This window comes from Nocardioides abyssi, from assembly GCF_030412915.1.
GTDB classification, from domain to species: domain Bacteria; phylum Actinomycetota; class Actinomycetes; order Propionibacteriales; family Nocardioidaceae; genus Nocardioides; species Nocardioides abyssi.
The window spans coordinates 22,438-42,574 of the sequence record NZ_JAUHJR010000010.1 but is presented as its reverse complement, the minus strand read 5'-3'; the positions used below and the strand labels follow the sequence as shown (position 1 = coordinate 42,574).

Here is a 20,137-nt window from a genome sequence, read left to right as displayed (position 1 = left end):
GGAAGCGGGGGTTCATCAAGGTATGCAGGCGAACCGACACCGCCCGGTTCGTTGGCTTCCCTGCATACCTTGATGGAGCGACAGGATCAGCGACCGAGCTTCACGTTGATCTGCTTGGTCTGGGTGAAGCCCTCGATGGCGCCCTCGATGGAGAACTCCCGGCCGATGCCGGAGGACTTGTAGCCGCCGTAGGACTGGCCGACGACCTGGCCGCCGCCCTGGTTGACCTGCACCCAGCCGGACTCGATGCGGTGGGCGAGGCCGAGGGCCTGGTCGAGGTCGCGGGACCAGACGAAAGCGGCGAGGCCGTAGTGGGAGTCGTTGGCCATGGCGACGACCTCGTCCTCGTCCTTCCACGGGATGACGACGAGCACGGGGCCGAAGATCTCCTCGCGGGCGATGCGCCAGTCGTTGGCGACGCCGGCGAGGATCGTGGGGCCCTGGTAGTAGCCCTCGAGGCCCTCGGGCACGTCGCGGGACATGTCGAGGGCGACGCGGACACCGGGCTGGGACTTGCCGTCCTCGATGTAGTCGAGGACCTGCTCGTACTGCGAGCGGTTGATGATCGCGCCCATGTCGGTCTCCTCGGCGAGCGGGTCGCCGACCTTGAGCTTCGAGACCTTGTCGACCAGGACCTTCAGGAACTCGTCGTGCACGTCCTCGTGCAGGAACAGCCGCGAGCCCGCGGTGCACGACTGGCCCTGGCGGCTGAAGCGCATCGCGAGCAGCACGCCCTCGGCGGTCGCCTCGATGACGTCGGGCGCGGCGGCCGAGGGGCACACGATGTTGGGCGACTTGCCGCCGAGCTCGAGCGACTGGTGGGCGAGCCGGTTGCCGGCGGTGGCGCCGACGATCCGGCCGACCTCGGAGGAGCCGGTGAAGGAGACCTTGTGGATGCCCGGGTGCTCGGAGATCGCCTGGCCGACGGTCTCGCCGACACCGGTGACGACGTTGAGCACGCCGGCCGGGAGGTGCTCGGACATGACCTGGGCGAGCAGCAGGATCGTCAGCGGCGCGTCCTCGGCCGGCTTGACGACGAGGGTGTTGCCGGCGGCGAGCGCGGCGGGCAGCTTCATCGCGGCGATCATGAGCGGGGAGTTCCACGGCAGGATCGCGCCGACGACGCCGAGCGGCTCGAGCCGGGTGTACTGCAGCTGGTCGTCGCCGGCCGGCAGCACCGTGCCCTTGAACTCGCCGGCCACGCCGCCGAAGTAGCGGAACAGCGCCACCAGCGTCGCCGACTCCGGCCGCGCCTGGGTTCGCAGCGCGTTGCCGGTGTCCTGGGCGGTGAGCTGGGCGAAGTCCTCGGCCCGGGCCTCGAGCGCGTCGGCGATGCGCAGCAGGATCGTGCCGCGCTCGCGGAAGTGCAGCGCGCGCCAGGCCGGCAGCGCGGCGGTCGCCGCGTCGACGGCGCGGTCGAGGTCGGCCTTGGTGCTCTCCGGCACCCGCGCGAGCACCTTCTCCGCACGCGCCGGGGTCACCACGTCGCGCCACGCGCCGCTCTCCGAGGGGACCCACTCCCCGCCGATCAGCATCGGCCAGTCGGGGGTGCCGGCGTCGGGGGCGTCGATGGTGGTCTGCAGCTTCACGGTGCGGGTCTCCTCGGGTGGGACACGGGGGTACGACGGCGGCGCGGCGGACGCGCCGGACCGGTAACAGGTTCGCCCATCCGAAGCCCCGGAACAACGCCGACCCCCGCACACGGGCTGTGCAAGGATGCACAGCGCTGCTCGTCGGACCAGGGAGGCCATCGATGCGCGCCGACGACCTGGTCGTGCTGCTGGAGGTCGCGCGCACCGGCAACCTGAGCGCCGCCGGCACCGCGCTCGGGCTGACCCACTCCACGGTCTCGCGCCGCCTCGACGCGCTGGAGGCGACCGTCGGCGCGCCGGTCGTCTCGCGCACCACCCGCGGCTGCCACCTCACCGAGCTGGGCCGGTCCCTGCTGCCGGCCGCGGAGTCGGTCGAGCGCGCAGTCACCACCGCCCGCCACGCGCTCAGCGCCGACGGCGACGGGGAGGGCGAGCTCGCCGGGCTGGTGCGGGTCTCCGCGCCCGAGGCGTTCGCCGCGGTGTACGCCGCGCCGGCGCTCGCCGCGCTCCGGCGTCGGCACCCGCGGGTCACCGTCGAGCTGACGGCGGCCACCCGCCCGATCGTGCACGGCAGCGGCGCCGACGTGGAGGTCGGCGTGGGCGAGCCGCTGTCGCCGCGCGTGCGGACGATCGACCTGGCGCCGTACGACCTCGGCCTCTTCGCGTCCCCCGACTACCTCGACCGGGCCGGGCGACCGCGCTCGCAGGCCGAGCTCGACGACCACGCGCTCGTCTACTACGTCGAGGGCGCGCTGCGGGTCAGCGACCTGCAGCTGGTCGACCGGCTCTTCGCCGAGCGGGCGGTGCAGCTGGGGTCGACGAGCGTCTTCGCACAGCTGGAGGCGGCGCGGGCGGGGGCCGGGATCGCCCTGCTGCCGACCTTCCTGGCGCGCCGCTCGACCGGCCTGGAGCCGGTGCTCCCGCGCAGGGTGCGGGTCGAGCTCACCTTCGTCGCCGCCCTGGCCAGCGCGAGCGTGCGGCGCGCTCCGGCGGTCGCCGCGCTCGCCGCGATCCGCAGCGAGGTGCAGGCCCGCGCGGCCGAGCTGCGCTGAGGCACTTGGGCGCCGGCCGGCTGCCGCTACGGTCGCGGGCATGAGCGAGGCCGCCCGCCTGACCATGATCGACCGCGTCCCCGAGGCCGAGCGGGCCTCGGTCCGCGCCCTGCTGCGCCCGGTGGCCGCGGGCCGGCCGGCGCCGACGACCGGCGGTCGAGCGCTCCGGTCCCAAGTCGGCGGCCTGCCGTTCCTGCCCGCCGGCGGGACGTGGCCGCGCGACCACGAGGGCCGACCGATGGACTTCCTGGTGCAGGTCGACCTCGCCGAGGTGCCGCCGGTCCCGGGCTTCCCCCGGGCCGGGCTGCTGCAGTGGTTCGTCCGCTCCGACGAGCTGCACGGGATGGACCTCGACGACGCACCGGAGACCGGCGGCTTGACCGTCCGGTGGCACGACGAGGCGGTGCTCGTGGCCCCCGGAGCGGGCCCCGCCGAGGCCTTCCCCGCGGGCCACCCGGACCCGGAGCTGGCGAGCCCGGTGGCCGAGCCGGAGACCGCCCGGCCGTTGGTGTTCGCGGCCGCCACGATGCTGCCGACCGCCTGGGAGCACCTCGAGGAGGACGTCGCGGCGTCGCCGGCGGCGTACGCCGCTCTGGAGCGGGTCGCCGAGGACGACGACGACCTGAAGGAGGAGGCGACCGACCTGCCGTCGGTGCAGGTCGGGGGCTGGCCGCACTTCGTGCAGGGTCCGCCGACGGTGCCACCGGGCCGGCCGCACCGTCTGCTGCTGCGGCTGGACGCCGAGCCCGACGGGCTCTTCGAGTGGGGCGACCTCGGCGCGGCGCACCTTTTCGGGGACCCCGAGGCGCTCGCGGCCGGCGACGTCAGCGGCTGCTGGTGGGAGTGGGCCTGCGGCTGAGCGCCGGCCCTCAGCCGCAGAGCACCGCGGTGTCGGTCTCCTCCTCGCGCCCGCGGAGCAGGACCGGCTCGTGCCGGGTCCACCGGCCGGCCTCGTCGTCCGCGGCCTCGGTGACGGTCTGCCACGCGGCCAGCGCGCAGCCGGGGACCTGCTTGGCGAGGTCGGTGAGGCGGGCGGCGCTGTTGACCGCGTCGCCGACGACGGTGTACTCCAACCGGCTCGCGGCGCCGACGTTGCCGGCCACGGCGTCCCCGGTCGCGACGCCGATGCCGGCACTGACCTCCGGCACCTCCTCGGCGAGCCGGGCCGCGATCGCGCGGGCGGCGGCGAGCGCTGCGGTGGCGTGGTCGGGGTGGTCGACGGGCGCGCCGAAGACCGCGAGCACCGCGTCGCCCATGAACTTGTTGACCAGCCCCCGCTGCCGGTCGACCTCCTCGACGACCACGCCGAAGAACCGGTTGAGCGTCCGCACGACCTCCCCCGGCTCGTGCCGGGTGGCGTACGTCGTGGAGCCGACCAGGTCGACGAAGAGCACCGTCACCCGGCGGGACTCCCCGCCGAGCTCGACCCCCTTGGCTGCCGCGGCCAGGGCGACGTCGCGGCCGACGTGGCGGCCGAAGAGGTCGCGCAGCTGCTCGCGCTCGCGCAGCCCCTGCGCCATCGCGTTGAAGCCGGCCTGCAGCGAGCCCAGCTCGGTGCCGTCGAAGACCACCACCTCGCGGTCGAGGTCGCCACGCTCGACGTCGAGCAGCGCCTCCTGCACGCTGCTGACCGGAGCGACGATCGACCGCGCGTTGAGCACGGTGGTCATCAGCCCGAAGACCAGCACGACCGCGCTGATCGCGAGCACGGTGAACGGCAGCCGGTCCCGCGCGCCGTCGTCGCCGGCCACCCCGACGACCGAGGCGACGACCATGCCGCAGACCGGGGCCGCGGTGCCGAGGCACCAGAAGAGCACCATCCGGCCACCGACCCCGGCGCCGCGCGGCCGGTCGGCGACCGCCAGGCCGTCGAGCGCGCGGGCGGAGATCGGCCGCATGACGAAGTCGGTCAGCAGGAAGGCGATGCCGCACGCCACCAGGCCGGCGATGCCGACCGAGACGCCGGAGCCGAGGGCGCGGTCGGGCTGCAGCACCAGCGCGAGGGTGGTGAAGAGCGCGGTCGCCGCCAGCCACAGCGCCCCCTGCATGACCGTCAGCCACAGCGGGACGCGCAGGGCTGCGAGCCGTTGCCGCAGGTCGGGCTCGGTGCCCTCGGTCGCCCACCGCAGGGCGCGCAGGGCCAGCCGGGTGCCGACCGCGACGCCGACGACGACCGCCACGCCGACGTACGTCGGCACCGCGATCGCCAGCGCCAGCACCGTCGCCCCGGTCGGGGACGGCGCGGGCACGACGAAGGAGGCGATGAGGAAGACGACGCCGGCGGCGACGACGTTGGTGCCGACCAGCATCACGGTGAGCAGCACCTGCACGCGCAGCCGCAGCGCGCGCACCGACTGGTCGGGCCGGCCGAGCACGCGCGCGCCGAAGGGTGCCGAACGCCTGGCCATCCGCACCTCCCGGTCGTCGCCGGTGCTCCCGGGCCGGGGTGGTCCGCGGTCCGTGGTGGCCGCACGGTACCGGGCCGCGACCCGTAGGCTCGCGACACCGCCATGCGACCTCCTCCCGACCGCCCCCGCAAGCTGCTGCTCGCCGTCGACGCCCCCTCGCTGCTGCACCGCAACCACCACGCGCGGGCCCACACCGACCTGCGCGACCGCGGCGGGCGACCGGCCTGGGCGCTGCACGGGATGCTGCGGCAGATCCTCGAGGCGGTCGACCAGTTCGCGCCCGACGCGGTGCTCTTCGGGCTCGACGACCGGACCGCGTCGGAGCGCGAGGCGGCGTACCCGGCGTACAAGGCCGGCCGAGCGCCCAAGGACGACGCGCTCGTCGACCAGCTCGAGCGGGCCGGGGCGCTGCTCGACGCCCTCGGCCTGCTGACGGTCACCCCGCCCGGCCTCGAGGCCGACGACGTCAACGCCTCCGCCGCGACCTGGGCCGAGCGGGAGGGCTGGAGCTGCGTGCTCGTCACCTCCGACCGCGACTCCTTCGCCCACATCTCCGAGCACACCTCGGTGCTGCGCCTCATCGACGGCGGCATCACCGCCTCGCCGCTGCTGAACCCGGGCCGGCTGCGTGCGATGTACGGCGTGGCGGCGGAGCGCTACCTGGAGTTCGCCGCGCTGCGGGGCGACGCCAGCGACAACCTGCCCGGCGTGCCCGGGATCGGCGAGAAGACCGCCCCGGTGCTGCTCGAGCAGGTCGGCCCGATGCAGGCGGTCTGGGCCGACATCGACCACTGCGCCGGGGAGAACCTCGTCGCCGCCGTCGACTCCTGGTGCACCGAGACGGGCGTGCCACGCATCGGCAAGCGGCTGCTGACCCGGCTGACGGCCGAGGGCGCGCGCGAGCGGTACGAGTTCAACCTCGCGATCATGCGCGGCCGCGAGGTCGACCTGGGGCTGCACCCCGACGTCGCCGGCTCCCCTGGCCTGCTGCCGCTCGACCCGGTCCGCGTCACCCGCGTGGTCGGCCACCTCGGCGTGGAGTCGACCACCGCGCTCGCGCTGCGCGTGCTCACCGAGCCCCCGGCCTCGGCCGGCTGACGGCGTACGCCGTGTGCTCGCTGGTGGGCTGTCCCGGTCGCTGATGTGGGGGGACCGACCGAGACAGCCCGACGGGCCACGGAGGTAACCCGTCCTGCTGGTGCCTTGCGGCAGTCATGCTCCCTCCAGCAGGACCTCATCGTCCCCGACCGGGTGACCACGAAACGCGGACTAGACCGCGTCGACGGCAAAGAAATGCCGTCGCGGGCCGGTCAGCGGACCGGCTACTGCACCATCCGGAAGAGCGGGCTGGTCGGCTCGACGACCTCGACCCGGATGCCGGAGGAGGTCATCCGCTCCAGCAGCGCCGCGTAGTCGGTCGGCCGCTGGAGCTCGATGCCGACCAGCGCCGGCCCGGTCTCGCGGTTGGACCGCTTGACGTACTCGAAGAGCACGATGTCGTCGTCGGGCCCGAGCACCTCGTCGAGGAACATCCGCAGCGCGCCCGGCTCCTGGGGGAACTCCACGAGGAAGTAGTGCCGCAGCCCCTCGTGGACGAGCGCCCGCTCGACCACCTCGGCGTAGCGGCTGACGTCGTTGTTGCCGCCCGAGAGCACGCACACCACGGTGGCACCGGGGTCCGCGACCGGCCCGACCGCGGGGTCGCGGAGCGCGGCGGGAGCGAGGGCGCCGGCGGGCTCGGCGATGATCCCGTCGGACTGGTAGAGGTCGAGCATCTCGACGCAGACCAGACCCTCGGGGACCGTGACCAGCCGCGGCCGCTGCGCGCCCTGCGCGGCGAGCACCGCGTGGGTCCAGTCGCCGGCCCGCCGCACGGCGGCACCGTCGACGAACGAGTCGACGGTCGCCAGCTCCACCGGCCCGCCCGCCGCGAGCGCGGCCGTCATCGACGCGGCGCCCGCGGGCTCCACCCCGACGAGCCCCACCTCGGGGGCGCGCTCGGCGAGCAGGGTGACCATGCCGGCCAGGAGCCCGCCGCCGCCGACGGGCGCGACGACCACGTCGGGGCTGCGGCCCTGCTGGGCGAGCTGGTCGAGCACCTCCAGCGCGACGGTGCCCTGCCCGGCGATCGTGCGGGGGTCGTCGAAGGCCGGCACGACGGCCGCGCCGGTCGAGGCCGCGAGCTCCTGGCAGAGCCGGTTGGCGTCGTCGTACGTGTCGCCGTCCACGACCACGTCGACCAGCGGCCCGCCGAGCGCGGCGATGCGCGCCCGCTTCTGCCGGGGCGTCGTGCGGGGCAGGAAGATCGTGGCGCGGACCCCGAGCCGCGAGCAGGCGAAGGCGACGCCCTGCGCGTGGTTGCCCGCGCTCGCGCAGGTCACCCCGCGCTGCTGCTCCTCCGCGCCCAGCCCGGCGACGAGGTTGTAGGCGCCGCGGCCCTTGTAGGAGCGCACCTCCTGCAGGTCCTCGCGCTTGAGCCACACGTCGAGGCCGGTCAGCGCGGAGAGTCGCGCGGAGTGCTGCAGCGGGCTGGTGCCGACCACCCCGCCCAGCAGCCGCGCAGCGCGCTCGACGTCCGTCGCGGTCGGCAGCTCCACGCCGACGACCCTAGTGCGCGGCCCGGACGGCCTCGGCGCGCAGGTCGAAGTCGTCGTCGCGGTGCTCGGTCGTCGGCCGCGCCTGCGCCAGCTCGACCTCGCGCGCCCGCAGCTCGACGCGGCGGATCTTGCCCGAGATCGTCTTGGGCAGCTCGAAGAACTCCAGCCGGCGCACCCGGAGGTACGGCGGCAGCTGCTCGCGCGCGTGGGCCAGGATCGACCGCGCGGTCTCGGCCGTGGGCTGGTGGCCGGGGGCCAGCGCGACGTACGCCTTGGGGACCGCGAGGCGCACCGGGTCGGGCGCCGGCACGACGGCCGCCTCCGCGACCGCGGGGTGCTCGATGAGCACCGACTCCAGCTCGAACGGCGAGACCTTGTAGTCGGAGGCCTTGAAGACGTCGTCGGTGCGACCGACGTAGGTGATGTAGCCGTCCGCGTCGCGCTCGGCGACGTCGCCGGTGTGGTACCAGCCGCCCGCCATCGCCTCGGCGTTGCGCACCGCGTCGCCCTGGTAGCCGGTCATCAGGTTCACCGGTGCCGCCGACAGGTCGAGGCAGATCTCCCCCTCGCCGACGCCCTCGACGACCTGCCCGCTCATCGGGTCGACCAGCACGACCGGCACGCCCGGCAGCGGCCGGCCCATCGAGCCCGCCCGGACCGGCTGGCCCGGGGTGTTGGCGATCGACGCGGTGGTCTCGGTCTGGCCGAACCCGTCGCGGATCGTCAGGCCCCAGTGGTCGCGGACCTGCTTGATGACCTCGGCGTTGAGCGGCTCGCCCGCACCGATCGCCTCGCGCAGCGTGCCCGGCCCGCCGGTCAGGTCGGCGTTGATGAGCATCCGCCACACCGTCGGCGGCGCGCAGAACGTCGTCACCTGTTCCTCGCGCAGCACGCCGAGCATCGAGGTGGGCTCGAAGCGCCGGTAGTTGTGCACCAGCACGGTCGCCTCCGCCAGCCACGGCGCGAAGAAGCTCGACCACGCGTGCTTGGCCCACCCGGGGCTGGAGACGTTGAGGTGCACGTCGCCGGGCTGCAGCCCGAGCCAGTACATCGTCGTCAGGTGCCCCACCGGGTAGGACCGGTGCGTGTGCTCGACCAGCTTGGGCCGGCTCGTCGTGCCGCTGGTGAAGTAGAGGAGCAGCCGGTCGTCGCTGAGGTTGCCGGGGTGCGGGAGCGGCCGCGGCTCGAGGTCGTACGCCGCCCGGTGGTCCACCCAGCCGTCGACCTCGCCCACGGCGAACCGCAGCAGGTCGCGCTCCAGCCCGGCGAACTTCTCGGTGTCGGCGGGGTTGCACACCACGGCCCGCGCGTCGCCGCGCTCGACCCGGTCGGCCAGCTCCGCCGCCGTCACCGCAGTCGTGGTCGGCATGACCACCGCGCCCAGCTTGAGCACCGCGAGCATGGTCTCCCACAGCTCGACCTGGTTGCCCAGCATCACCAGCACCGCGTCGCCACGCCGCACGCCGTGGGAGGCCAGCGCCGCCGCGACCTGGTCGGAGCGGTCGACGAGCTCCCCGAAGGAGTACGACGCGCGGCTGCCGTCCTCCTCCCGGATGACCAGCCCGGGCCGGTCGTCGCCACGGGCGAACGCGTCGAACCAGTCGTGCGCGAAGTTGAAGTGGGGACCCACGTCCGGCCAGACGAAGCCGGCCACGGCAGCGTCGTACGCCGCGCGGTGCCGCAGCAGCGTCTCCCGCGCCCGGCGCAGCTCCTCGGTGGGCGTCGTGGCAGCGATGGGGATCATGCGTTCCAGGGTCGGCGACCAGCGACGCTCGTCACACCCCCCGATGGGGGTCCTCGCCGACGGACCCGCTCGGCCGTGGAGCCGGGTCAGGGCACGAGCCGGAGGCGGCGGGCCTCGGCGACGGCCTCGTGGCGGCTGTGGGCGCCGAGGACGACGAGCAGGTCGCGCATGTAGGACTTCACGGTCTGGGCGGAGAGCCCGAGCCGCTCGCCGACGGCGGCATAGCTGGCCCCGGTGGCGACGAGCGAGAGCACGTCGACCTGGCGCGGGGTGAGGGCGGGCCGCTCGGCGGGGCCGAGGACGAGCAGCGAGGCGAGCCGTTCGAGCCGGTCGCGCAGCTCGGGGTCGGCGGTCGTCCCGACGAGCGCCCGGACCTCGGCGTGGGCCCGGCCGAGGGCGGTGGCGGCCTGCTCGTCGCGGGCCCGCCGGGCGGCGACGCGCCGCTCGACCTCGTCCTCGAGGGCGATCTGGCGGGCGAGGGCGCGGGCGGCGCTGACGGCGGCGTCGCGGAGGCGGTCACCCGTGACGGGGGCGCCCCGGGTGCCGGCGTACACGACGCCCCGCACCGCCCGGTCGACGAGGACAGGCGCGCCGACGACGGTGCGCAGGCCCTCGGCGCGGACCGGCTCGTCGTAGTCGTGGGAGATGTCGGAGGCGAGGCCGTAGTCGGCGACGACCCGCGCGTCGGACTCCTGCCAGACGCGACCGCCGAGGCCGGAGCCGGGCCGGACGAGCAGCCCCTCCAGCGAGCCGGTCCGGGCGCCGACGAAGTGGGTCAGCCTCAGGCCGCCGGGGACGATCGCGCCGCCGAAGACCATCGGCACCCCGGTGCGCTCGCGGAGCGCGCCGAGCGCGGACGCCCACAGGCGCGTCTCCTCGGCCCTCGGGTCCACGCGACCTCCCTGCTGGTCTCTCGCCAGCAGGTTACCCGGCGTCGCGGGTCAGGATCGGCCTGCGAGCGGCCCGCGAGCGGTCCGCGAGCAGCGCTCCGCACGACGACCGGCCGACCCGGCTCACCCCAGCCCGAGCTCCGCTGTGGACCGCTCGCGCATCTCGACCTTGCGCACCTTGCCGGTGACGGTCATCGGGAACTCGTCGACGACGAGCACGTACCGCGGCACCTTGTAGTGCGCGAGCCGGCCCTCGCAGAACGACCGGACGGCGTCGGCGTCCAGCGGCGGGGCGCCGGCGCGCAGGCGGACCCAGGCGCAGAGCTCCTCGCCGTAGCGCTCGTCGGGGACGCCGACGACCTGGACGTCCTCGACGTCGGGGTGGGTGTGCAGGAAGTCCTCGACCTCGCGCGGGTAGATGTTCTCCCCGCCCCGGATGACCATGTCCTTGATCCGGCCGACGATCGTGCAGTAGCCGTCCTCGCGCATGACCGCGAGGTCGCCGGTGTGCATCCAGCCGTCCGCGTCGATGGCCTCCCGGGTCTTCTCCGGCTCCTGCCAGTAGCCGAGCATCACCGAGTAGCCGCGGGTGCAGTACTCCCCCGGCTCCCCGCGCGGGACGGTCTCGCCGGTCACCGGGTCGACGACCTTGACCTCCAGGTGCGGGTGGACCCGGCCGATGGTGGCGGTGCGGCGCTCGACGTCGTCGTCGACGCGCGTCTGGCAGGAGACCGGCGAGGTCTCGGTCATGCCGTAGGCGATCGACACCTCGGTCATCCCCATGTCGTCGATGCAGCGGCGCATCACCTCGATCGGGCAGACGGAGCCGGCCATGATCCCGGTGCGCAGCGACGACAGGTCGTGGTCGGCGAAGGTCGGGTGGTGCTGCATCGCGATGAACATCGTGGGCACGCCGTAGACGCCGGTGCACCGCTCGGCCGCGATCGTGGCGAGGGTGATCTCGGGGTCGAACGCCGGCGCGGGGATGACCATCGTGGTGCCGTGGCTGGTGCAGCCGAGGTTGGCCATCACCATCCCGAAGCAGTGGTAGAAGGGCACCGGGATGCACAGCCGGTCCTCGGGGCCGAGGCGGATCAGCTCGGTGGTCAGGAAGCCGTTGCCGAGGATGTTGCGGTGGCTGAGCGTCGCGCCCTTCGGCCGGCCGGTGGTGCCGGAGGTGTACTGGATGTTGATCGGGTCGTCCGGCGCCAGGCCGGCCGCGCGCTCGGCCAGCACGTCCGCGGGCAGGTGCTCCCCCTCGGCCAGCAGGTCGGCCCAGTCGTCGGTGTCGAGCAGCACCACCCGCTCCAGCGCGGGGCACTCCTCGCGCACGTCGGCCAGCATCGCGGCGTACTCCGAGGTCTTGAAGCGGGACGCCGCGACGACCATCCGCATGCCGCTCTGGTTGACGGCGTAGGCCAGCTCGTGGCGGCGGTAGGCCGGGTTGACGTTGACGAGGACGGCGCCGATCGTGGCGGTGGCGTACTGCACCATCGTCCACTCGGCGCAGTTCGGCGCCCAGATGCCGACCCGGTCGCCCGCCTCGATCCCGGCGGCGACCAGCCCGCGGGCGAGCGCGTCGACGTCGCGGCCGAGCTCGGTCCACGTCCAGCGGCGGCCGGTGGCGACCTCGACGAGGGCCTCGCGGTCGGCGTACGTCGCCACGGTCCGCGCGAAGCTCGCGCCGATCGTCTCGTCGGGCAGCGGCGGCTCGCCCTCGCCCCGTGCGTACGACGGCTCCAGCTGTGCGGTCATCAGGTCCCTCCCGAGGGGTCTCGTCCTCGCACCCTAGGGTGACCCAGGTCACCGACAGGCCCCAAAGGCCCCCATTCTTGACTTGGTCCAGAAAAGGCGCGAGGGTGGGGACATGCCGACGCCCGACTTCGCAGCACTGCTGCGCGCGGCCTCGCTCCGGGTCACCAAGCCCCGCTTGGCCGTGCTCACCGCCGTGCACGAGCACCCGCACGCCGACACCGACACGGTCATCGGCCACGTCCGCGCCGACCTCGGCGCGGTCTCCCACCAGGCGGTGTACGACGTGCTCCGCGCGCTCACCGAGGCGGGCATCGTGCGGCGCATCCAGCCCGCCGGCGCGACCGCCCGCTACGAGGCCCGCGTCGGCGACAACCACCACCACCTGGTGTGCCGCTCGTGCGGCACGATCGCCGACGTCGACTGCGCGGTCGGCCACGTCCCGTGCCTCACCGCCTCCGACGACCACGGCTTCACCGTCGAGGAGGCGGAGGTCGTCTACTGGGGCACCTGCCCCGCCTGCGCAACCGCCCGCAGCACCGGCGAGCCCGTCCCGACCAGCTAGACCCAGCACGACCCGTCACCACCAGCACAGACCAGCCAGACCAGCACCACCTCCCACCCGTACAGCCGGAAGGATCCAGATGACCCAGGACGACAACGCCCCCGTCAGCCCGCAGGGGGTCGACCGCAAGGCCGAGGGCGGTTGCCCGGTCATGCACGACTCCGCCGCCGCCCAGGGCAGCGAGAGCGAGAACCCGGCGATCGACTCGCCGCAGCCGTCGACCGACCGTCGGCCGCACACCAACCAGGACTGGTGGCCCAACAGCCTCAACCTGTCCCCGCTGCACGCGCACTCCTCCAAGAGCAACCCGCTCGGCCCGGACTTCGACTACTCCGAGGAGTTCAAGAAGCTCGACCTGGCCGAGCTGCGCCGCGACGTGGTCGAGGTGCTCAACACCTCCCAGGACTGGTGGCCCGCGGACTTCGGCCACTACGGCGGCCTCTTCATCCGGATGAGCTGGCACGCCGCCGGCACCTACCGGATCTACGACGGCCGCGGCGGCGCGGGCGAGGGCTCGCAGCGCTTCGCCCCGCTCAACAGCTGGCCCGACAACGCCAACCTCGACAAGGCCCGCCGCCTGCTGTGGCCGGTCAAGCAGAAGCACGGCCAGAAGATCTCCTGGGCCGACCTGCTGGTCTACGCCGGCACCGTCGCCATGGAGGACATGGGCTTCCAGACCTTCGGCTTCGGCTTCGGCCGCGAGGACATCTGGGAGCCCGAGGAGATCATCTGGGGTCCCGAGGACACCTGGCTCGGCGACGAGCGGTACGCCGGCGAGCGCGAGCTCGACGAGATGCTCGGCGCGGTCCAGATGGGCCTGATCTACGTCAACCCCGAGGGCCCGAACGGCAACCCGGACCCGCTGGCCTCGGCCCGCGACATCCGCGACACCTTCGCCCGGATGGCGATGAACGACGAGGAGACCGTCGCGCTGATCGCCGGCGGCCACACCTTCGGCAAGACCCACGGCGCCGGCGACGCCGACCTCGTGGGCCCCGAGCCGGAGGGCGCCCCGCTCGAGGAGCAGGGCCTGGGCTGGAAGTCCTCCTTCGGCTCCGGCAAGGGCAAGGACACCATCACGTCGGGCCTCGAGGTCACCTGGACCTCCACGCCGACCCGGTGGAGCAACGACTACTTCAAGTTCCTCTTCAAGTACGAGTGGGAGCTGGAGAAGAGCCCCGCCGGTGCCTGGCAGTGGGTGGCCAAGGACGCCGAGGCGATCGTGCCCGGCCCGACGCCGGACTCCCCGCCGCGCCGGCCCACGATGCTGACCTCCGACCTCGCGCTGCGCGTCGACCCGGACTACGAGAAGATCTCGCGCCGCTTCCTCGAGAACCCCAACGAGTTCTCGCAGGCGTTCGCGAAGGCCTGGTACAAGCTGCTGCACCGCGACATGGGTCCGGTCGACCGCTACCTCGGCCCCTGGGTCCCCGAGCCGCAGCTGTGGCAGGACCCGGTCCCGCCGGTCCAGGGCGAGCTCGTCGGTGACGCCGACGTCGCCGCGCTGAAGACCGCCGTGCTCGAGTCCGGCCTCACCACCGCCGAGCTCGTCTCGACGGCGTGGGCCTCGGCCGCGACCTTCCGCTCCACCGACAAGCGCGGTGGCGCCAACGGCGCGCGCATCCGCCTCGAGCCGCAGCGCGGCTGGGCGGCCAACCAGCCCGAGCAGCTCGAGCGCGTGCTCGAGAAGCTCGAGGCCGTCCGGGCCGACTTCAACGGCAAGGGCGGTGCCCAGGTCTCGCTGGCCGACCTCATCGTCCTCGCGGGCACCGCGGCGGTCGAGAAGGCCGCCCGGGACGCCGGCGTCGAGGTCGAGGTGCCGTTCCACGCCGGTCGCACCGACGCCACCCAGGAGCAGACCGACGTCGAGTCCTTCCGCGTCCTCGAGCCGCGGGCCGACGGCTTCCGCAACTACCTGCGGGCCGGCGAGAAGCTCATGCCGGAGAAGCTGCTGGTCGAGCGGGCCTACATGCTCGACCTCACCGCTCCGGAGATGACCGTCCTGGTCGGCGGCCTGCGGGCGCTCGGCAACAACGTCGGCGGCGTCCAGCACGGTGTGCTGACCGACCGTCCCGGCGTGCTGACCAACGACTTCTTCGCCAACCTGCTGGCCCCCGGCACGCAGTGGAAGGCCTCGGACTCGGAGGAGAACGTCTACGAGATCCGCGACGCCGCCTCGGGCGAGCTGAAGTGGACCGCCACCGCGGTCGACCTCATCTTCGGCTCGAACTCCCAGCTGCGCGCGCTCTCGGAGGTCTACGCCAGCGACGACGCCCGCGAGAAGTTCGTGCGCGACTTCGTCGCCGCCTGGACCAAGGTCATGGAGCTGGACCGCTTCGACCTGGAGAAGTGACCCGCTCCTAGCGGGCCTCCCACGAGCCCGGTCGTCCCCACCAGGGGCGGCCGGGCTCGTGCCGTCCCCGGGCATTAGCGTGCCGCCGTGGTCGCCGGAGCCGTGGTCCCCGACGCGCTGGTCGACGCCGTCGGGTCGGCGTGGACGACCACCTGGCCGGTGCTGGCCTTCCTGCTGGTGATCACACTGGTGAGCGACCTGTGCGCGGACGCCCGGCTCTTCGACGTCGCCGCGTCGCTGGTCGCCCGCCTGGCCCGCGGCCGGACCCCGCTCCTCTTCGCCGCCCACTGCCTGCTGGCCACGGTGGTGACCGTGCTGCTCGGCATCGACACCACCGCGGTCATGCTCACCCCGGTCTCGCTGGCGCTCGCCGCGCAGGTCGGCGTCGCGCCACTGCCGTTCGCCTTCGCGACCGTCTGGCTGGCCAACGCCGCGAGCCTGCTCCTGCCGATCTCCAACCTCACCAACCTGCTCGCGGTCGAGCGCACCGGCAGCTCGGCCGGCGCGTTCGTCACCGACCTGTGGCTGCCGCAGCTGGTCGTGCTGGCCGTCGTCCTGGTCGTGCTCGGGCTCCGGCACCGCACCGCGCTCGCCGGCACCTACGCCGTCCCCCGCACGCTCCCGTCGTACGACGCCGTGCTGGTCGCCGGCAGCGCGACCGTCGCGCTGGGGATCGCGGTGGCGACCGTGCTGGGTGCACCGGCGTGGGCCGCGGCGACCGGCGGACTGGCCGTGCTGGTGGCGCTCGCGGCGCTGCGCTCCCCCGACCTCGTGCGTCCCGGGCGGCTGGCGCGGTCGGTGCCGGCGGTGATCCTGGTCGGGACGTTCGCGCTGTTCACCCTCGTCGAGCTGCTCGTGCGGGTGCTCGACCCGGGGCCGGTCGACTGGCCGGGACCGGTCGCCGTCGCGGGCGCCGCGGCGCTGCTGTCGAACCTCGTCAACAACCTGCCCGCGTGGCTGGCCCTGGCACCGCTGACCGGCGACGCCCTCCAGCCGGCGCTGCTCGTCGGCGTCAACACCGGCGGGATGCTGCTGCTGTGGGGCTCGCTGGCCAACCTGCTGTGGCGTCGCCGCTGCCGGCTGGCCGGGCTGCACGTGTCCGGCGCGGCGTTCCTCCGCGAGGGGCTTCTCGTCGTGCCGCTGAGCGTCGTCCTCGGCGCGCTCGTCGCCTGAGGCCATCCGCCGCCGCGACGGGGGCGGCAGCGCGGGTCCGCAGGCGTCAGCGACCGGCCGACGAACCTCGCTGTCGGGTCGGCCGGGCGACCGCGACCGCGGCGAGGTCGCCGGCGAGCCGCTCGGCCTGGGTCCGGATCTCGGGGACGGCCGTGGTCTCCCACAGCTCGCCGCGGCGCAGCGCCCCGAGGGTCCACACCGGCTGGAGCGCGCCGGTGGGGTCGACCAGCTGGCCATCGACGGTGGTCAGGCCGAGGCCCAGCGGGTCCGTGGTGGCCAGGGCGGGCGAGCCGTCGGCGCCGAGGAGCGCGTCGAGCACGGGGTTGCCCAGGGTGCGGATGTCGGAGCGGGGGCCGGTGCAGTTGACAACCCAGGCGGCCCGCACGCGGCGGCCGTCGACGGTCTCGACCACGAACCCGTCCCCGGTCGTCTCGACGGCCACGACCCGGCCGGCGGCCACCTCGAGACGGCCCGCCGCGACGGCCACGTCGACGGCCTCGGCGGTGGTGGGGGGCATCCGGTGGCGGCGTACGCCCCAGTCGCCGACGACCTCGCGCAGGAACCGCGCCCGGTCGGCGTCGTCCAGCCGGCCCCACAGCTCCGCGACCCGGTAGCGCAGGCCGTCCACGGCCGGGCGCCAGTCGCCCTGCGTGCCCTCGACGTCGCGCAGGTGCCGGACGGCCGCGTCGCGGAGCTCGTCGAGGCTGTCGCCCCAGGTCGAGACGTCGGGGACGACCTCGCCGAGGTACGACGCGGCGTGCGGCTGCGGGAGTCGGCCGGCCCGCGAGAGGGCGACGACGCGACGGTCGCCGTCACCGGAGCCGGCCACGCTGACCGCGACGTCGACCATTGTCAGCCCGGTGCCGACGACCAGCACGTCCCCGTCGCCGCGCACCACGGCGTCGAGCGCGCCGGGGCGCCACGGGTCGGCGACGTAGCGCTGGTGGCCCGCCAGCGCGGCCGCGCCGCCAGTGGGGACCCAGTCGTCGCCCACGCTCGGCAGGCCGGTCGCGAGCACGAGCTGGTCGGCCTCGACGGCCTCGCCGCCAGCGGTGGTCACCTGGACCCCCTCGCCGACACGCGCCACGCCGGCCACGGCGTCGGCCACGTGCCGCACCGCGAGCCGGTCGGCGGCCGCGGCCAGCGCGTCGTCCAGCCGTGAGCGCAGGTAGCGCGCCCACTGCGCACGGGGCGCGAAGAAGTACGGCGACGCCCCCTCCTCCAGCACCCCCTCGCCCACCAGCCAGGCCACGAAGTCGAACCGGTCCTCGGCATCGACCGACATGCCGGACGCCGGCACGTTGAGCAGGTGCCGGTCGTCGGTCGTGCAGAACGCCGCACCGTTGACCGGGCCGTTCGGGTCGAGCACGACGACCTCGACGCGCGGCGCTCCCGGAGCGCCGGCCGCGCCCCGGGCGAGGTGCCGCGCGAGGTGGAGCAGGACGAGCGAGCCGGCCGCACCGGCGCCGACCACGACGAGGCGCAGCCCCGCCGGCTGGGCAGCGGTCGTCGTACCAATGGCGTCCTCGCTCGTCAAAGTCATGTGACTCACTCTAGTCAGCCGACTTGGTCGCGTCACGCCGGGCTGATGGCGGCGTGGCGCAGACCACGCCCCGGCGAGGAGTGGACCCGACCTGCTGGTCGTTGAACGTTCCATGACCTACGAGCTGCCGCTGTCCCCCGACGCCCAGGCCCTGCTGTTCCGCGACGCCCGCACCGCCAACGCGTTCACCGACGAGCCGGTCACCGACGAGCAGGTCGCCGCGATCTACGACCTGGTGAAGTACGGCCCGACCGCGATGAACACCCAACCGCTGCGGATCGTCCTCGTCCGCGCCGGCGAGGCCCGCGAGCGGCTGCTCAAGCACATGGCCGAGGGCAACCGGGAGAAGACCGCCGCCGCCCCGCTCGTCGCCGTCCTCGCGGCGGACACCGACTTCCACGAGCACCTGACCCGCACCTTCCCGCACTTCGCCGGCGCCAAGGACGTCTTCGCCGACGACGAGGCGCGCGAGCAGGCCGCCCGCTTCAACGCCACGCTGCAGGTCGGCTACTTCCTCGTGGGCGTCCGCGCCGCCGGGCTCGCCGCGGGGCCGATGACCGGCTTCGACGCCGCGGCGCTCGACGCCGACCTCTTCGAGGGCACCGGCCTGACGTCGCTGGTCGTCGTCAACCTCGGCCGGCCGGCCGAGAACGCGTGGTTCGACCGCCTCCCCCGCCTCGACCTCGACCAGGTCGTCCGCGAGGCCTGAGCGGCCCGGCCGGGACACCGGCGTCAGCCGGCCGGGGTGCCGACCACCTCGTCGCGCAGCACCCGCTTGAGGATCTTCCCGCTGGGGTTCTTCGGCAGGGCGTCGCGCAGCTCGATCCGCTTCGGGCACTTGAACGGCGCCAGGACGCCGCGGCAGTGCTCGGCGAGGTCGGCGACCGTCGTGGTCGAGCCCTCCTTGAGGACGACCGCGGCGGTCACGGCCTCGATCCACTTCGCGTCCGCGACGCCGAAGACCGCGACCTCCGAGACGTCGGGGTGGAGGTAGAGCGCCTCCTCGACCTCGCGGCTCGCGACGTTCTCGCCCCCGGACTTGATCATGTCCTTCTTGCGGTCCACGACGGTCAGCCGGCCGTGCTCGTCGATCACGCCGAGGTCGCCGGAGTGGAACCACCCGCCGCGGAACGCCTCGGCCGTCTTCTCGGGGTTGCGCCAGTAGCCGAGCGTCGCCTGCGGCGTGCGGTGCACGATCTCCCCGACCTCGCCGACGGCCACCGGCCGGTCCTCGTCGTCGACGACGCGGGTCTCGACGTTCAGCACCGGCCGCCCGGCCGAGCCGGCGGCCTCGAGCTGCTCGTGCGGCTGGAGGATCGTGGCGACGGGCGCGATCTCGGTCTGGCCGTAGAAGTTCCACAGGTCCACGTCCGGCAGCCGCTCGAGGAGCTCGCGCAGCACCTCCACCGGCATCGGCGAGGCGCCGTAGTAGCCCTTGCGCAGGGTCGAGACGTCGCGTCGCTCCAGCTCGGGGCTGCGCAGCAGCGAGATCCACACGGTCGGCGGCGCGAAGTACTTGGTCACCCCGTGCTCCTCGATCGCCGACAGCACCGCGACCGGGTCCGGCGCCGGGAGGATGACGCTGGTCGCGCCGAGCATCAGGTCCGGGCCGAGGAAGCAGTCCAGCTGCGCGCAGTGGTAGAGCGGGAGAGTGTGCAGGTCGACGTCGTCGGCGCTCATGCCGCCGTCGACGATGCAGCTGGTGTACTCCGCGACCAGCGACCGGCTCGAGAGCATCGCGCCCTTCGGGCGGGACTCGGTGCCGGAGGTGTACATGATGCGGACCGGCGCGTCGTCGTCGACGTACGGCGCCTGCCAGTCCTCCGGTGCGGGCTGCAGCCAGTGCTCGAACGCCCTCCCGCCCGCCCCGTCGCCCGTCCCGCGGATCGTCACCAGCGGGACGTCGAGCCCGGCCGAGCCGAGCGCGTCGCGCATCACCGGCACGAAGGCGTCCTGGGCGAACGCCAGCGACACCTCGGCGTCGTCGAGCAGGAACGCCACCTCGGGTGCGGTCAGCATGAAGTTGACCGGCACGAGCACGGCACCCCTCCGCGCCACGCCCCAGGCGAGCGCGGCGAACTCCCAGCAGTTGCGGCTCAGCAGCGCGACCCGGTCGCCCGCGGCCACCCCGTGCGCCTCCAGGGTCGCGGCCACCGCGTCGACGGTCGCGTCGAGCTCGCGGTAGGTCAGCGTCCGGTCCCCGTCGATGATCGCCGCCTTGGCCGGGTAGCGGGCGGCGCTGCGACGCAGGACGTCGCCGAGAGCGTTGCCGCGCGCCGCGGTGGTCTCGGCAGGCCGGACGGGGCTGGGCACGGGCTGGGGCTGGCTGGACACGGCGGGGCTGGACACGTGGTGGCTCGCTTCCTGGTGGTGCGGCGGGGGGAGCACCACGCTAGGACCCCGGGGACGACGGACGGCCCCCGACCTGGTGGTCGGGGGCCGTCTCGGGACGCTCGGTGCAGCTGGCA

15 protein-coding genes are annotated in these 20,137 nt (G+C 74.2%); 7 read left to right on the top strand and 8 right to left on the bottom strand.

Annotated features, from left to right (window positions below; translation table 11 throughout):
- Positions 1 to 86 precede the first annotated feature (86 nt).
- The gene (locus QWY29_RS17890; protein WP_300962505.1) at positions 87 to 1,589 is read right to left on the bottom strand and encodes an aldehyde dehydrogenase family protein; all 1,503 of its coding nucleotides are present in this window, start codon (positions 1,587 to 1,589) and stop codon (positions 87 to 89) included.
- Between the two features lie 164 nt (positions 1,590 to 1,753).
- Here QWY29_RS17890 and QWY29_RS17885 point away from each other — a divergent pair, with 164 nt between their 5' ends.
- Together QWY29_RS17885 and QWY29_RS17880 are read left to right on the top strand one after the other, a co-directional pair.
- Positions 1,754 to 2,644 carry a LysR family transcriptional regulator gene (locus tag QWY29_RS17885; RefSeq protein ID WP_300962504.1) on the top strand — a complete coding sequence of 297 codons (891 nt, stop codon included), beginning with the start codon at positions 1,754 to 1,756 and terminating at the stop codon, positions 2,642 to 2,644.
- A gap of 40 nt (positions 2,645 to 2,684) precedes the next feature.
- Positions 2,685 to 3,503: a YwqG family protein gene (locus QWY29_RS17880; RefSeq protein WP_300962502.1), complete on the top strand. Its 819-nt coding sequence runs from the start codon at positions 2,685 to 2,687 to the stop codon at positions 3,501 to 3,503.
- A gap of 10 nt (positions 3,504 to 3,513) precedes the next feature.
- On the opposite strand, the gene QWY29_RS17875 is transcribed toward QWY29_RS17880, so the two are convergent.
- Positions 3,514 to 5,052 carry an adenylate/guanylate cyclase domain-containing protein gene (locus QWY29_RS17875; RefSeq protein ID WP_300962500.1) on the bottom strand — a complete coding sequence of 513 codons (1,539 nt, stop codon included), beginning with the start codon at positions 5,050 to 5,052 and terminating at the stop codon, positions 3,514 to 3,516.
- Between the two features lie 102 nt (positions 5,053 to 5,154).
- On the opposite strand from QWY29_RS17875, the gene QWY29_RS17870 reads away from it, so the two are divergent.
- The gene (locus QWY29_RS17870) at positions 5,155 to 6,150 is read left to right on the top strand and encodes a 5'-3' exonuclease (protein ID WP_300962499.1); all 996 of its coding nucleotides are present in this window, start codon (positions 5,155 to 5,157) and stop codon (positions 6,148 to 6,150) included.
- Positions 6,151 to 6,374: 224 nt separating this feature from the next.
- Here the strand turns inward: QWY29_RS17870 and ilvA are convergent, their stop codons facing one another.
- From ilvA to QWY29_RS17850, 4 genes are all read right to left on the bottom strand, one after another.
- A complete protein-coding gene (ilvA, locus tag QWY29_RS17865) occupies positions 6,375 to 7,649 on the bottom strand; it encodes a threonine ammonia-lyase IlvA (RefSeq protein ID WP_300962498.1) in 1,275 nt (424 codons plus the stop codon).
- Between the two features lie 10 nt (positions 7,650 to 7,659).
- On the bottom strand, positions 7,660 to 9,393 hold the full coding sequence (locus tag QWY29_RS17860; protein WP_300962497.1) for an AMP-binding protein: 1,734 nt from the start codon (positions 9,391 to 9,393) through the stop codon (positions 7,660 to 7,662).
- Positions 9,394 to 9,479: 86 nt separating this feature from the next.
- Positions 9,480 to 10,286 (bottom strand): helix-turn-helix transcriptional regulator, encoded by an 807-nt coding sequence (locus QWY29_RS17855; RefSeq protein WP_300962495.1) that lies wholly within the window; start codon positions 10,284 to 10,286, stop codon positions 9,480 to 9,482.
- A gap of 120 nt (positions 10,287 to 10,406) precedes the next feature.
- On the bottom strand, positions 10,407 to 12,038 hold the full coding sequence (locus QWY29_RS17850) for an AMP-binding protein (protein ID WP_300962494.1): 1,632 nt from the start codon (positions 12,036 to 12,038) through the stop codon (positions 10,407 to 10,409).
- A 112-nt stretch (positions 12,039 to 12,150) separates the two neighbouring features.
- On the opposite strand from QWY29_RS17850, the gene QWY29_RS17845 reads away from it, so the two are divergent.
- The 3 genes from QWY29_RS17845 to QWY29_RS17835 all read left to right on the top strand — a co-directional run bounded on the left by QWY29_RS17845 (position 12,151) and on the right by QWY29_RS17835 (position 16,126).
- The gene (locus tag QWY29_RS17845) at positions 12,151 to 12,600 is read left to right on the top strand and encodes a Fur family transcriptional regulator (protein ID WP_300962492.1); all 450 of its coding nucleotides are present in this window, start codon (positions 12,151 to 12,153) and stop codon (positions 12,598 to 12,600) included.
- Between the two features lie 79 nt (positions 12,601 to 12,679).
- Positions 12,680 to 14,953 (top strand): catalase/peroxidase HPI, encoded by a 2,274-nt coding sequence (gene katG / locus QWY29_RS17840; protein WP_300962491.1) that lies wholly within the window; start codon positions 12,680 to 12,682, stop codon positions 14,951 to 14,953.
- A gap of 87 nt (positions 14,954 to 15,040) precedes the next feature.
- Complete coding sequence (locus tag QWY29_RS17835; protein WP_300962490.1) at positions 15,041 to 16,126, top strand: SLC13 family permease; 1,086 nt, start codon at positions 15,041 to 15,043, stop codon at positions 16,124 to 16,126.
- Between the two features lie 46 nt (positions 16,127 to 16,172).
- Here QWY29_RS17835 and QWY29_RS17830 read toward each other — a convergent pair whose 3' ends face one another.
- Complete coding sequence (locus tag QWY29_RS17830) at positions 16,173 to 17,669, bottom strand: FAD/NAD(P)-binding protein (RefSeq protein WP_300962489.1); 1,497 nt, start codon at positions 17,667 to 17,669, stop codon at positions 16,173 to 16,175.
- A 112-nt stretch (positions 17,670 to 17,781) separates the two neighbouring features.
- Here QWY29_RS17830 and QWY29_RS17825 point away from each other — a divergent pair, with 112 nt between their 5' ends.
- Positions 17,782 to 18,378: a malonic semialdehyde reductase gene (locus QWY29_RS17825; RefSeq protein ID WP_300962488.1), complete on the top strand. Its 597-nt coding sequence runs from the start codon at positions 17,782 to 17,784 to the stop codon at positions 18,376 to 18,378.
- Between the two features lie 23 nt (positions 18,379 to 18,401).
- Here QWY29_RS17825 and QWY29_RS17820 read toward each other — a convergent pair whose 3' ends face one another.
- A complete protein-coding gene (locus QWY29_RS17820) occupies positions 18,402 to 19,982 on the bottom strand; it encodes a fatty acyl-CoA synthetase (protein WP_300962486.1) in 1,581 nt (526 codons plus the stop codon).
- Positions 19,983 to 20,137: the final 155 nt, after the last annotated feature.

Bases quoted from the DNA above. Each gene is read 5' to 3' on its own strand.
- QWY29_RS17875 (WP_300962500.1), bottom strand. From the start codon at position 5,052: ATGGCCAGGCGTTCGGCACCCTTCGGCGCGCGCGTGCTCGGCCGGCCC.
- katG (WP_300962491.1), top strand. From the start codon at position 12,680: ATGACCCAGGACGACAACGCCCCCGTCAGCCCGCAGGGGGTCGACCGC.
- QWY29_RS17830 (WP_300962489.1), bottom strand. From the start codon at position 17,669: ATGACTTTGACGAGCGAGGACGCCATTGGTACGACGACCGCTGCCCAG.
- QWY29_RS17845 (WP_300962492.1), top strand. From the start codon at position 12,151: ATGCCGACGCCCGACTTCGCAGCACTGCTGCGCGCGGCCTCGCTCCGG.
- QWY29_RS17870 (WP_300962499.1), top strand. From the start codon at position 5,155: ATGCGACCTCCTCCCGACCGCCCCCGCAAGCTGCTGCTCGCCGTCGAC.
- QWY29_RS17850 (WP_300962494.1), bottom strand. From the start codon at position 12,038: ATGACCGCACAGCTGGAGCCGTCGTACGCACGGGGCGAGGGCGAGCCG.
- QWY29_RS17885 (WP_300962504.1), top strand. From the start codon at position 1,754: ATGCGCGCCGACGACCTGGTCGTGCTGCTGGAGGTCGCGCGCACCGGC.
- QWY29_RS17880 (WP_300962502.1), top strand. From the start codon at position 2,685: ATGAGCGAGGCCGCCCGCCTGACCATGATCGACCGCGTCCCCGAGGCC.
- QWY29_RS17860 (WP_300962497.1), bottom strand. From the start codon at position 9,393: ATGATCCCCATCGCTGCCACGACGCCCACCGAGGAGCTGCGCCGGGCG.
- QWY29_RS17825 (WP_300962488.1), top strand. From the start codon at position 17,782: ATGACCTACGAGCTGCCGCTGTCCCCCGACGCCCAGGCCCTGCTGTTC.